Source organism: Paenibacillus mucilaginosus 3016 (genome assembly GCF_000250655.1).
In the GTDB taxonomy this organism is placed as follows: Bacteria; Bacillota; Bacilli; order Paenibacillales; family NBRC-103111; genus Paenibacillus_G; species Paenibacillus_G mucilaginosus.
The window spans coordinates 6,913,101-6,924,908 of the sequence record NC_016935.1; the positions used below are offsets into that span (position 1 = coordinate 6,913,101).

Annotated in this window: 10 protein-coding genes; all 10 read right to left on the reverse strand. The window is 63.0% G+C overall.

The features are described 5' to 3' along the window. Positions 1 to 18: 18 nt before the first annotated feature. The 10 genes from PM3016_RS28525 to PM3016_RS28565 all read right to left on the reverse strand — a co-directional run bounded on the left by PM3016_RS28525 (position 19) and on the right by PM3016_RS28565 (position 11,617). Positions 19 to 888 (reverse strand): hypothetical protein, encoded by an 870-nt coding sequence (locus PM3016_RS28525; RefSeq protein ID WP_013919896.1) that lies wholly within the window; start codon positions 886 to 888, stop codon positions 19 to 21. A gap of 77 nt (positions 889 to 965) precedes the next feature. Further along, positions 966 to 3,395 (reverse strand): heavy metal translocating P-type ATPase, encoded by a 2,430-nt coding sequence (locus tag PM3016_RS28530; protein ID WP_013919897.1) that lies wholly within the window; start codon positions 3,393 to 3,395, stop codon positions 966 to 968. Between the two features lie 108 nt (positions 3,396 to 3,503). Further along, positions 3,504 to 3,704, reverse strand: a complete 201-nt coding sequence (locus PM3016_RS28535; protein ID WP_013919898.1) for a copper ion binding protein — start codon at positions 3,702 to 3,704, stop codon at positions 3,504 to 3,506. Positions 3,705 to 4,043: 339 nt separating this feature from the next. After that, positions 4,044 to 4,970: an arginase gene (locus PM3016_RS28540; RefSeq protein ID WP_014371836.1), complete on the reverse strand. Its 927-nt coding sequence runs from the start codon at positions 4,968 to 4,970 to the stop codon at positions 4,044 to 4,046. A 29-nt stretch (positions 4,971 to 4,999) separates the two neighbouring features. After that, positions 5,000 to 5,917, reverse strand: coding sequence for an arginase (gene rocF, locus PM3016_RS28545; protein WP_014371837.1), 918 nt, complete (start codon positions 5,915 to 5,917; stop codon positions 5,000 to 5,002). A 370-nt stretch (positions 5,918 to 6,287) separates the two neighbouring features. After that, on the reverse strand, positions 6,288 to 7,172 hold the full coding sequence (locus PM3016_RS28550) for a LysR family transcriptional regulator (RefSeq protein ID WP_014371838.1): 885 nt from the start codon (positions 7,170 to 7,172) through the stop codon (positions 6,288 to 6,290). 14 nt (positions 7,173 to 7,186) lie between these two features. Continuing rightward, complete coding sequence (rpoN, locus tag PM3016_RS28555; protein WP_238540338.1) at positions 7,187 to 8,386, reverse strand: RNA polymerase factor sigma-54; 1,200 nt, start codon at positions 8,384 to 8,386, stop codon at positions 7,187 to 7,189. After that, positions 8,343 to 8,498: a hypothetical protein gene (locus PM3016_RS40335; RefSeq protein WP_238540339.1), complete on the reverse strand. Its 156-nt coding sequence runs from the start codon at positions 8,496 to 8,498 to the stop codon at positions 8,343 to 8,345. The genes rpoN and PM3016_RS40335 overlap by 44 nt, the downstream gene beginning before the upstream one ends. Positions 8,499 to 8,681: 183 nt before the next feature. Continuing rightward, entirely contained in the window at positions 8,682 to 10,133 is a 1,452-nt protein-coding gene (locus PM3016_RS28560) for an amino acid permease (RefSeq protein ID WP_013919904.1), read from the reverse strand. A 200-nt stretch (positions 10,134 to 10,333) separates the two neighbouring features. After that, positions 10,334 to 11,617 carry a Glu/Leu/Phe/Val family dehydrogenase gene (locus tag PM3016_RS28565; RefSeq protein ID WP_014371839.1) on the reverse strand — a complete coding sequence of 428 codons (1,284 nt, stop codon included), beginning with the start codon at positions 11,615 to 11,617 and terminating at the stop codon, positions 10,334 to 10,336. Positions 11,618 to 11,808 lie beyond the last annotated feature (191 nt).

The window sequence follows — 11,808 nt, forward strand, 5'->3', positions numbered from 1 at the left end:
TATTCAATGATCCTCGCCTTACGGCACCTTCACGACAAAAGGTACAATAAACGTCTTGCCCCCCTGCTGGAACTGGCCCCAGATCTTGTAGATCCCGCTCTTCGGGAACGTGGTCATGAACTGGGCTTCCGGCCCCTTCGCCTTCTCATCCATCGGGTGCACGTGCAGGTACTGCTCGGCGGCTTCGTCCAGGATGACCACATGGCCTACCGCCCCGAGGTAGGGCTCCAGGTTCTCAATCGGCTTCTTCGTCGCGGCGTCGGAGAGGTGGTACGTCAGCATCACTTCCTTGCCCGCGGCCAGGCCGTCGATCTGAAGGGAGATCTCCTTGCCGTCCACAACCTTCGTCAGCTTGCTCTCCGGCTCGGGTGCCTTGGCGGCCGGCGCGCCGCCTCCCACCTGGATCCACTCACTCTTGGTTGTCGCGGTGCTGCCGGTCGGCACGTAGTCGGCGAACAGCTTATACGCCCCGCCTGCCGGCAGCTTCGTCGTGATCTCAAACACGCCCTTGCCCTTGTACTCCGGGTGGATGTGGTCGAAGTAGGACAGGTCCTTGCTCACGGCAATGAGATGAAGCTGCTTCTCATGGTTCAGGTCGAACTTCTCCACCGGCTGGCCCTTGTCGTCCTGAATCTGAATCGACACCGACGTGTCCTGGCCCGCCTGCGGCTGAGCCGGGTTCATCTTCCAGACCGCCTTCGTGGACAGCTCCGTCTTCGCTTCGCCGCCGTGTCCGGCATGCTCATCCTTCTGCCCCGCGGCCGGCGTCTCCTGATGCTGGCCGTGTCCTTCGTGTCCGGCCGCACCGCCCGTGCCGCCGTTCTTGTTTGCGCCGCAGCCCGCCAGCACCAGAGACAGCACGGCCAGCGTAACGATCCACTTCTTCATCGCAACCTACTCCTTCCGAATCTTGCGCCAATTGATAACTTCATCTTATTCCCGATTATAGCTTCATCCTATCCCAATTATAGCTTCACCCGCTGCAGTCTCAGCGCGTTGAGCACCACCGATACGGAGCTGAGCGCCATCGCAGCTCCGGCCAGCCATGGGGCCAGAAAGCCCGCTGCGGCCACAGGAATGCCTATCACGTTGTAAGCCAGCGCCCAGAACAGATTCTGCTTGATGTTCGCCATCGTCCTGCGGCTCATCGCGATCGCATCCGGAATGCTGTTCAGGTCGCCGCGCATCAGCGTCACGTCCGCGGCTTCCATCGCCACATCCGTCCCGGTGCCGACCGCCATTCCGATGTCGGCCGTAGCCAGCGCCGGGGCATCGTTGATGCCGTCGCCGACCATCGCTACCTTCTTGCCCGCCTCCTGCAGCTTCTTCACCTCGGCCGCCTTGCCTTCCGGCAGCACTTCGGCCAGCACACGGTCGATGCCCACCTGGGCCGCGATCGCCTTCGCCGTCCGTTCGTTGTCTCCTGTGATCATGATGACCTCGATGCCGAGCGCCTTCAAGCGGCTGACCGCTTCCTTGGATGTCTCCTTGATCGTGTCCGCCACCGCCACCATCCCGGCATACTGACCGTCCACGGCCGCCAGCATGGCGGTTTTGCCTGCCGATTCGAGCCCGCTCATCGCCGGCAGCGCCGTCTCGGCATTCACACCGTATTGCACCATCAGCTTCCTCGTACCTACGAGCCACTCCCGGCCCTCCACGACAGCCCGGATCCCGTAGCCCGGAATCGCTTCGAACGCCTCGACTTCAGGCAGGGCGATCCCCTTCTCCTTGATCCCGGCCACAATCGCTTCCGCCAGCGGGTGCTCCGAGCTGCGCTCCGCCGCGCCGATACCGCGGAGGAAGGCCGCTTCGTCCATCCCCTCAGCCGCCAGAACGTCCGTCAGCTCCGGCTTGCCTTTGGTCACCGTGCCCGTCTTGTCGAGCACGATGGCGTCGATCCGGTGCGTGGCCTCAAGGTGCTCGCCCCCCTTGAAGAGGATGCCGAGCTCAGCCGCCCGGCCGGAGCCGGCCATAATCGACGTGGGTGTCGCCAAGCCAAGGGCGCATGGGCACGCAATCACGAGTACCGCGATGGCCTTCTCGAGGCCGCTCGCAAAGTCGCCTGGCTCGACGATGAAGTACCAGACCAGGAACGTAACGAGGGCAATGCCCACTACGATAGGGACAAAAATACCGGAAATCACGTCGGCCACCCGCTGGATCGGAGCCTTGGAACCCTGTGCTTCTTCGACCACCTTGATAATCTGGGCCAGGGCGGTTTCCCGACCGACCTTCGTCGCCTGAATCTTCAGCATGCCGTTCTTGTTGATCGTCGCCCCGATGACGGCGTCGCCCGCTTGTTTGCCCACCGGAAGGCTCTCGCCGGTCAGCATCGATTCGTCCACGGAGGATACGCCTTCCACGACAACCCCGTCCACCGGCACCTTTTCACCCGGCTTCACAATGAGGATCTCGCCTGTGAGCACATCCTCCACCGGAATGCTCATCTCCTGGCCGTCCCGGATGACCAGCGCGGTCTTCGCCTGCAGCCCCATCAGCGTCTTGATCGCCTCGGAGGAGCGGCCCTTCGCCAGCATCTCGAACAGCTTGCCGAGCAGGATCAGGGTGATCAGCACGGAGCTCGTTTCGTAATAGAGCTGAACCTCGTGGTGACCATGCCCGCCGAGCGATTGAACCGTCAGGTACAGGCTGTAAAAGTAAGCCGCCGACGTGCCGAGCGCTACCAGCACATCCATGTTCGCGCTGCCGTTGCGAAGCGCCTTGTAGGCGCCGACATAGAAATGCTTGCCGATGATGAACTGCACCGGAGTGGCCAGAGCCAGCTGGAACCACGGGTTCATGAAGATCTCGGGCAGCCAGATGAAGGAGGTGAAGGAGAAGTGGCTGACCATCGCCCACAGCAGCGGAAAGGACAGAACAGCGGACACCAGCAGCTTCACCTTCTGATCGCGGATCTCCTTCTGACGGTGATCTCCCGCTTCCTGCAGCTCCTGCTTCGGAGCCGCCTTGTAGCCGAGCTTCTCCACCTTCTTCATCATCTCGGCCGGGCTCACCTGGCCCGCGATATATTCCACCTGGGCGGTCTCGAGGGCAAAGTTCACGGTCGCCTTCGTGACCCCGTCCAGCTTGTTCAGGCCCTTCTCGATACGGGCAGCACACGCGGCGCAGGTCATCCCGCTGATCTGCAGCTCCAGCTTCTCTTTGACCGTATCGTAGCCGAGCGCCCGGATCTTCTGCTCGATCGCCTCCGTGCCTACCTTGGCCGGATCATAAGCGACCGAGGCCTGCTCCATCGCAAAATTGACGGTGGCATTCGATACGCCCTCGAGCTTGTTCAGCCCCTTCTCGATCCGGACCGCACACGCGGCACAGGTCATTCCCGATATCTTCAACGTGGTCTGCTCCTGTTCGAGCAGCTGCTCATTAGCCATGGGTCATTCCTCCGTCCATCAATACCCCCATAGGGTATATAAAAGTTCAAAAAAAAGGAACTGCCGGGGGACCGGCGCTTCCTCTGCCGTGCAGTCCCCCTTCCTTGCTTACACTACATCGTAGCCTTGATCTTCAATGGCTTCCTTGATCTGCTCCAGCTTCAGTTTGCCCTCATCGTATTGAACGGATACCGAGCCGGACGCCAGATCCACCTTGCCGGTCGCGCCCACTTCCTTCAGTGCGCCTTCAACGGCGCGGACACAGTGATCGCAGGACATGCCTTCCACTTTCAGTTGAACGTTTTGCATCAAAATCAGCCTCCCAGGTATCGTTTGATATGATTATGATCCTATATTCCTCATTCGGTCCGTTTCAGGGGTTCGACCCCCGATAGGATTCCCACAAACCCATAATACCATACCCCCCGTGGGTATTTCAAGCCCTTTTTGCTCCTCTCCTATATAAAAAAGAAACCGCGCCACTCCACCAGGTAACTTCATCAGCAGCGCCGTATGCGCCTGCTGGTACCCTATCCGGACCATGAACGGAAACCTGCCGGCCCAAGGCTGCATACTTCACAGCCTGCCGAAACGGCAAAAGCCGCAGGAGTCCACCATGGACCCCCTGCGGCTCTTTGCCGGTACAGCTTACAAGATGCGCTTGCCGAGCAGCGAAGCGATGAGGCCGGCCAGCAGCCGGCCTGTCCGCCGCTGATCGTCCAGCAGCGGGTTCAGCCCGGTCACGTCCATCGAGGTGACCGCTCCGGTCTCCGCGAGCAGCTCCATCGCGAAGTGGGCTTCGCGGTAGAAGAGTCCGCCCGGCACCGGGGAGCCGACGCCCGGCGCCTCCAGCGGGTCGAGCGCGTCCGCGGCGAAGCTGACGTGCATTCCGCCGCTGCCGGCGCCTGCGGTCTCCACCGCCTGCTCAATCACCCGCTGGATTCCCATCCGGTCGATCTCGTGCATGGTGTAGCAGGCGATGCCCTGTTCGCGGATCCACTCCCGCTCTTCGGCCTGCACTTCGCGGGTACCGATCAGTACGACCTTCTCCTTTCGGATGCGGCCAAGGCCCGGAACCTCCCAAGGAATCCGCCCGAGAATGGCGGAGAGCGGCAGCTCGTTCACGCAGCCCGTCGCACTCGTCTCCTCCGTCAGCAGTCCCGGGTGGGCATCGAACCAGATCAGCCCGGGGTCTTCGAAGCCCTTGGCCAGTCCGGCCGCCGCTCCGATCGATACGCTGCGGTCTCCGCCCAGCACCAGCGGGAACGCCCCCGCTTCCACAGCCTGCTCCACCCTCCGGGCCGCAAGCCCCAGCATCTCCAGCACGGCCGGCAGGTTCTTGGCCGTAGTGAACGGGCGCCCGGAGGTCTCCCGCAGCCACATGCCGCTGATCTGCTCCTCGGACACCTCCCGCCCGAGCGCCCGGATCATCCGGACGAGGCCCGCCTTCACGATGCTCTCGGCCCCCTGTTCTTCCCCGGGGCGGCCGGCTCCCAGGCCGAACGGCACCTGGATCAGCTGGACCCTCGCCCGTCCTGCCGCCAAGCTCTCCTGTGCCTCACTAGTTTCCATCATGTGCATGCTCCTCCTCCGCGGTCCCCCGCTTACAATATGCGTTCCCCGAACACGGATCCGGCAAGCTCCACCGCCGCCCGCGCCGTCTTGTTGCCGATGTCGAGCATCGGGTTCACCTCGACGATCTCCGCGGAGACGAGCGCCCCGCTCTCATACAGCGTCTCCATCGCATAGTGGCTCTCCCGGTAAGTGATGCCGCCGCTGACCGGCGTGCCGACGCCCGGCGCCTCCTGCGGATCCATGCCGTCCAGATCCAGGCTGAGATGAACGCCGTCCGTCCCGTCCGTCACCCGCTCCATCGCCTCGTCCATGACGGCCCTCATGCCGTACTTGTCGATCTCGTGCATCGTGAAGACGCGGATGCCCTGCTCGCGGAGGAAGATGCGCTCGCCCGGATCGATCGATCTCGCGCCAATGATGACCACGTTGCGCGGGTTGATCTTCGCCTGTTCGCCGCCGATCGAGATCAGGCTCTTGTGCCCATACCCGAGCATGACCGCCAGGGACATGCCGTGAATGTTCCCGGAGCCCGTCGTCTCCTCCGTGTTCACATCCGGATGGGCGTCGAACCAGATAACCCCCAGCCGGTTCACATGCTGCAGCACGCCTTTGATCGTGCCGATCGCCACGCTGTGGTCGCCTCCGATGACAAGCGGGAAGTGCCCGCGGCGCATCTCCGCCGCCACCCGCTGCGCCAGCTCCGCATTCACCCGCGCGATCTCGGCCAGATACTTCAGCTTCTCGCCGGGCGCACAGGGATCGAGCCGGTTCACGTGGATATCGCCTGTATCATGCACGCGGTGGCCGAGGTACTCCAGCCGCTGCTGAATGTTCGAGGTTCGCAGGGCATGGGGGCCAAGCTCGACACCCGCCCGGTCCGCCCCGAGCTGAAGCGGCACGCCGATCAGTGAAATGTCCCGTTGGTTTGTGGCAAGCTTCATCAACATAACAAGCACCCCTAATCTGCAGTATGAAGTAAGAGCAAGGAAGAAAACGATTACATTCCGTGATGGCAAAAGAGCGGCGGCTGCGGCGGCCCTTCCGTCCGATCTCTTACTTTGACTGTACCATAACAGACCCCGGGCCGAAAAATTAAATGTGACAATGGTTACTATTGAGAAATTTTATGGAGGTGAGATTTTTTATGGAGGTGAGATTTTTTATGGAGGTGAGAAATTTAATGGGGGGGCACAGAAACGAGCAGCTCCGGGTTATTCTATCTTAGTATGTCAAAAACCGCCCTTCCCGGACGGGGCCGGAAAGAGCGTTCTTATAGGGGTTGTCCCAAGCAAAAGTACAATGGCCGCACCGGCCGTTCTACATCCCCGTCTCCAGCGCAGCCCAGGATTCCTGGAGCATTCCCGCGAAGGAACGGATGTTGATCTCGTCCAGCCGGCTGCGCAGCACAATCATCGATGTCTCGATCTTGTCCGGGAACCGGTGCAGTTCCACCAGCGTGCCTTTCTTGAGCTCGGAGTGAACCAGTCCCGCGCCCAGCAGCCCGATCCCCGTCTGATGAAGCACGGCACGCTTGATCGTTTCGTCGCTGACGCATTCGATCGAGGCGGAAGGCCGGAAGCCGATCTCGCCGAGGCATTCGTTCACCAGGCTCTGGAGGTTGGAGCCGGTTTTGTAGGAGATGAGAGGACCGGAGTGCAGCAGCTCCTCCCGCCCTACGCACTCGAGGCGTTCCTTCGTGGTGACCAGAACGAGATCTTCGGTGCTCAGGCGCACGCATTCGATGCCCGGCAGGCTGCAGGGACCGGCGATGATGCCGAGGTCCGCTTCGCGCGAATGCACCTTTTTCATGGCTTCGATGCTGTCGTGGGAGGCGAGCTGCAGCTTGACCTCGGGGTAGGCCGTGATATAGGAGTGCATGAGTAAGGACAGGTAATGCGAGCAGTAGAACTCGGGCGCCGCCACCGTCAGGCTGCCCCCCGGCTGGTCCAGCTTGCGCAGCTCGTCTTCCATCTCCTGCAGCGTGGCGAAGACCCGGTCGGCATACTCCTTCACAATCCGGCCGTGGGGCGTCAAATAGGTCTGCTTGCCCACCCGGCCCAGGAGGACATACCCCAGTTCGTTCTCGAGCGTCTGAAGCTGTATCGTGATAGTAGGCTGCGTGTACCCGAGTTGGGCGGCGGCCTTGGTCAGGTTGAGGCTCTCCGCCGCCACCTGGAACGTTTTCAGTCGCTTGATATCCATAGCCTATGCAGTCCTTACATGATAGTTTTGCGGAGTGCGGAGGAGAGCAGGTGCAGCTCTTCGCGGTACTTGGCCACGGTCCTCCGCGAGACCGCCAGCCCATCCGCGGCCAGCAGCTCCGCCAGCTTCTGGTCGGAGTACGGCCGCCGCTTGTCTTCCCCTGCGATCCACTCCCGGATCCGCGTCTTCACCGCCGCCGAGGAGGCCGTCTCTCCGTCCGCCGTCCGCACGCCGGACGTGAACCAGGCCTTGAGCTCGCGCACGCCGTAGGGTGTCCGCACATATTTGTGCTGCACCGCGCGGGAGACCGTAGACTCGTGAAGGTCCAGCCTTTGCGCAATCTGCTTCAGGGTCAGGGGATGAACCGCGGCCCAGCCCTTCGACAGAAAAGCCTCCTGCTCTTCAAATATAGCACGAATGACCCGCAGCAGGGTAACCCTGCGCTGCTGCAGACCGTACACCAGGCTCTGCGCCTGGCTCCGCTTGCCCTGGAGGAAGGCCGCCGTCCGCGGGCAGCCGGCCTGCCGCAGCTGCGCTTCGTACTCCGGCCGGAACGCGGCAGCCGGCAGCGCGTCCGGATTCATCCGGACGACGAGCTCCCCCTGCTGCAGGAAGACCTCCGCATCCGGCACCACGTACGCCCGCTCCACAGGGCCGCAGGAGGACCCGGGCCGCGGGTCCAGCCGCCGGATATAGGCGAGAGCCCCCGCCGCCTCCTCCCGGGTGATGCCGAGCCCCACCGCGACCCGCTCCGGGCGGCCCTGGCAGAGCTGCGGCCAGCTGTCGCGCACGGCCTGAAGGGCCCAGGGCTGCGCAGCCGGGTCCCGGGTGATCTGCAGCAGCAGGCACTCCTGCAGCGTGCGGGCGCCGACGCCTGCAGGCTCGAGCGACTGCAGCGCCTCCAGGGCCTGCATCACAACGCCCTCCGGCAGCTGCAGCTCGGCCGCGGCTTCTTCGGGCGGCAGCGTCAGATAGCCGCGTTCGTCGAGATTGCCGGCCAGGTAGGCAGCGGCCTTGTACACGGCGGGCGGCAGGCCGGCGGTCCGCAGCTGGCCCAGCAGCTGCCGCTCCAGCGTCTCTTCCCCGGCCGGCACCCACTGCAGCGGGTCGGTCCCTCCTCCGGCCGGACGCCCGCGGCCCTGCTTCCGCAGCCGGCTGCCTTCGTACAGATCAAGCTCGAGGAGCGGATTGTCCAGCGCCTGGCTCCTCCGCATAGCGGATCAGCTCCTGGGCCGGAAGCTGCAGCAGGTGAAGCGATTGATGAAGCTCGGCGGTTAGCAGGGTCTTGGTGCTGAGGGCCTGGGTCAGCCCGATGCCTGGTCTCACGTCGGAGCCCTCCTTTTATGTAAACGGTTACGAAATCTCGCAGCGTCATTATACCTCATCCGCAGCGGCTTGGCATCCGGCATCCGCTGGGAAATCCGGGGAAAACGCCCCCGCCATAGGAAAAGGCAGCGCCCGGGAAGTCCCGGCCGCTGCCTTCGGTTGTACTCCGCCGCACCGCCCCGGTCAGGACTCGGGCAGCGAATCGAGCGGCGCCCGCTCGGGCTCGGATGCCTGTCCGGCCGGCAGCGCGTTCCTGTACTTGAGATAGTAGAGCGCGTAACAGATCAGGATGAACGGAATGCCGCAGTACAGCGCCATCCGCTGCTCCGGATCGAAGGCCAGTCCGACGCAGGCCGTAGTACAGAGGACAAAAGCCAACACAGGGACCAGCGGATACATCGGCACCCGGTACTTCAGGCTGGCGGGGTCGCCGCCTTCCTGCACGAAGCGTCTGCGGAACATGTACTGCGAAGCGGCGATACCCATCCACACGAGCATGGCGGTCAGGCCGGCGATCGATACAAGCCAGAGGTACACCGTATCGGGGGCGAACACGCTCGAGAGAAGCGACAGGCAGGCCACGCCGATGCTAACGAGGAGGGCGTTCAGAGGCACACCCCGCCTGGACAGCTTGCCAAGGGGCCCCGGCGCCATATTTTCCTTGGAGAGGGCCCACAGCATCCGGGAGGCGGCATACAGCCCCGAGTTGGCTACCGACAGCAGCGCCGAGAGGATGACGAAGTTCATGATATCGGCCGCATAAGGAATCCCGATGGAATCGAACACGGTCACGAAGGGACTCTCCTCCACGCCCGCTTCCTTCCAGGGGATGAGCCCCGCCACGATGAAGATGGAAGCGACGAAGAAGAAAATGACCCGCCACACCGTATTTTTGATCGACCGCGGAATCGTCTTCTCGGGCTCCTCGCTCTCCCCTGCGGCAATACCGACGAGCTCGCTGCCCTGGTAGGAGAAGTTCACCGCAATCATCGTGAACAGAATGGCGCCGAGGCCGTTCGGGAAGAGCCCGCCTTCGCCGGTAAAGTTCGAGAGCATCGGCGCGGGGCCTCCCTGCGGCGAGATCAGGCCGAACATGGCCGCTCCGCCCAGGCCGATGAACAGGATGATCGTCACGAGCTTGATGCTCGCGAGCCAATATTCCGTCTCGGCATAAGCCTTGGCCGACATGGCGTTGAGCAGGAACAGGAGGACGACGAAGAAGACGCACCAGAGCCAGACCGGGACATGGGGAAACCAGCGCTTCATCATGAGGCCCGCGGCGGTGAATTCGGAGCCGAGCGTCACCACCCAGCCGAGCCAGTACAGCCAGCCGATCGTGAAGCCCGTCGCCGGCCCGATATAGCGTGCGGCGTAGGTCTGGAACGAGCCGGTCACCGGCATCGCCACGGACAGCTCGCCAAGGCACATCATGACGAGGTACATGATGAAGCCGCCGACCAGGTAGGCCAGAAGCGCCCCGCCGGGTCCGGCCTGGTTGATCGTATACCCGGAGGAAATGAAGAGGCCTGTCCCGATGACCCCCCCAAGGGAGATCATATACAGGTGCCTGCTCTTCATGGTCCGCTGCAGTCCCGTCTGGTGGTGCGTTTGCTGTTGATGATCTTGATTGGTCATGAACCCAACTCCTCACAGGTGATAACACGCTGCCCGGGCGTCCTGCTGCAGGACACCGGGCGCGGATAGGAAGAAACGGGCACGGGAGGGCGAAGCGGCCTCCTGCCTTCTCTGGTAATGAGCCTTGGAATAAGCGCAAAATAAAAATGTACCAAAAGGACGGGCGGTTTTCAACCCGCCTGCGGCCTGCAAGGGCAGGATCAGGCCCAGCCCCGGAACCGCGAGGCTTCGGCCAGCCTCCGCAGGCCGACGATGTAAGCGGCCAGCCTCATATTCACCTGCTTGCGCTGCGCCGTCTCGTATACCGTGTGGAACGACTCCGACATAAGCTTGTTCAGCCGCGCATCGACTTCCTCCGCGGACCAGTAGTAGCCCTGGTTATTCTGCACCCACTCGAAGTAGGACACAACCACCCCGCCTGCATTCGCGAGTACGTCCGGGACAACCAGCACGCCGCGCGAGTCCAGAATCTCCGTCGCCTCCGCGGTGGTCGGCCCGTTCGCCGCCTCGACGACGATCTTCGCCTTGATATCGTAAGCGTTGTGCTCCGTAAGCTGGTTCTCGATGGCCGCGGGAATCAGAATATCGCACTCCTTCGTGAGCAGCTCCCCGTTGGTGATCCGGTTCGGGAACAGGTTCGTGACCGCCCCGAACGAATCCCGGCGTTCGAGCAGCTCGTCGATCAGCAGGCCGTTCGGGTTATAGAGCGCCCCGTGCGCATCGGAGATGCCGACGACCTTGGCGCCGGCGTCCGTCATGAACTTGGCCAGGTAGCTCCCCGCGTTCCCGAAGCCCTGGACGATGACCGACGCGCCCGCTACGCTCACCCCCATCACGGCCGCGGCCTCCCGGACAGCGATGGCGACGCCCCGGGCGGTGGAGGACTCGCGCCCGACCGATCCGCCGAGAACAAGCGGCTTGCCGGTGATGAAGCCGGGGGAGTCGAACTCCCGGATGCGGCTGTATTCGTCCATCATCCAGGCCATGATCTGTGAGTTCGTATACACGTCGGGGGCCGGAATGTCTTTGGTCGGGCCGACGATCTGGGAGACCGCCCGGACATAGCCGCGGCTCAGCCGCTCAAGCTCCCCGAATGACATGCTGCGCGGATCGCACTCGATGCCCCCCTTGCCTCCGCCGTACGGCAGGTTCATGATGCCGCATTTGATGCTCATCCACAGCGCAAGCGCTTTCACTTCATCGGCCGTAACGCCGGGATGGAAGCGGATGCCGCCCTTCGTCGGGCCGACCGCGTCATTGTGCTGCGCCCGGTAGCCGGTGAACACCTTCACACTCCCGTCGTCCATCCGGACGGGAATCCGGACGGTGAGCAGCCGCAGCGGCTCCTTCAGCAGCTCATAGAACGCCTCGTCGTACCCCATGTGCCCGAGCGCCGTCTTCACCACTTCCTGCGTCCTCCGAAGCACATCCCCGTGATCTTCCGTGCCGCCCTGCAGATTCGTCCCTGTCGTCTTCATGCTCATGATTTCTCCCCCGGTTTCGTCGATACTTTGGCTTGGCCCGGACGGCTGTCCCGTCCATGATATGGCATGGTTGTGAAGTTTAGAAAATAGGGCCGCCGCTGAAAGGATATCCTTTGGAGCCGGCCGCCGATCGTCGACCAGGCTGGCACCCGCGTGTTCCCCCTCCGCCGCGGCTTGCTTGTACAGGCCTT

Excerpts from the sequence above, each read along its gene's own strand:
- PM3016_RS28525 (WP_013919896.1), bottom strand. The coding sequence starts at position 888 with ATGAAGAAGTGGATCGTTACGCTGGCCGTGCTGTCTCTGGTGCTGGCG.
- PM3016_RS28530 (WP_013919897.1), bottom strand. The coding sequence starts at position 3,395 with ATGGCTAATGAGCAGCTGCTCGAACAGGAGCAGACCACGTTGAAGATA.
- PM3016_RS28535 (WP_013919898.1), bottom strand. The coding sequence starts at position 3,704 with ATGCAAAACGTTCAACTGAAAGTGGAAGGCATGTCCTGCGATCACTGT.
- PM3016_RS28540 (WP_014371836.1), bottom strand. The coding sequence starts at position 4,970 with ATGATGGAAACTAGTGAGGCACAGGAGAGCTTGGCGGCAGGACGGGCG.
- rocF (WP_014371837.1), bottom strand. The coding sequence starts at position 5,917 with ATGTTGATGAAGCTTGCCACAAACCAACGGGACATTTCACTGATCGGC.
- PM3016_RS28550 (WP_014371838.1), bottom strand. The coding sequence starts at position 7,172 with ATGGATATCAAGCGACTGAAAACGTTCCAGGTGGCGGCGGAGAGCCTC.
- rpoN (WP_238540338.1), bottom strand. The coding sequence starts at position 8,386 with ATGCGGAGGAGCCAGGCGCTGGACAATCCGCTCCTCGAGCTTGATCTG.
- PM3016_RS28560 (WP_013919904.1), bottom strand. The coding sequence starts at position 10,133 with ATGACCAATCAAGATCATCAACAGCAAACGCACCACCAGACGGGACTG.
- PM3016_RS28565 (WP_014371839.1), bottom strand. The coding sequence starts at position 11,617 with ATGAGCATGAAGACGACAGGGACGAATCTGCAGGGCGGCACGGAAGAT.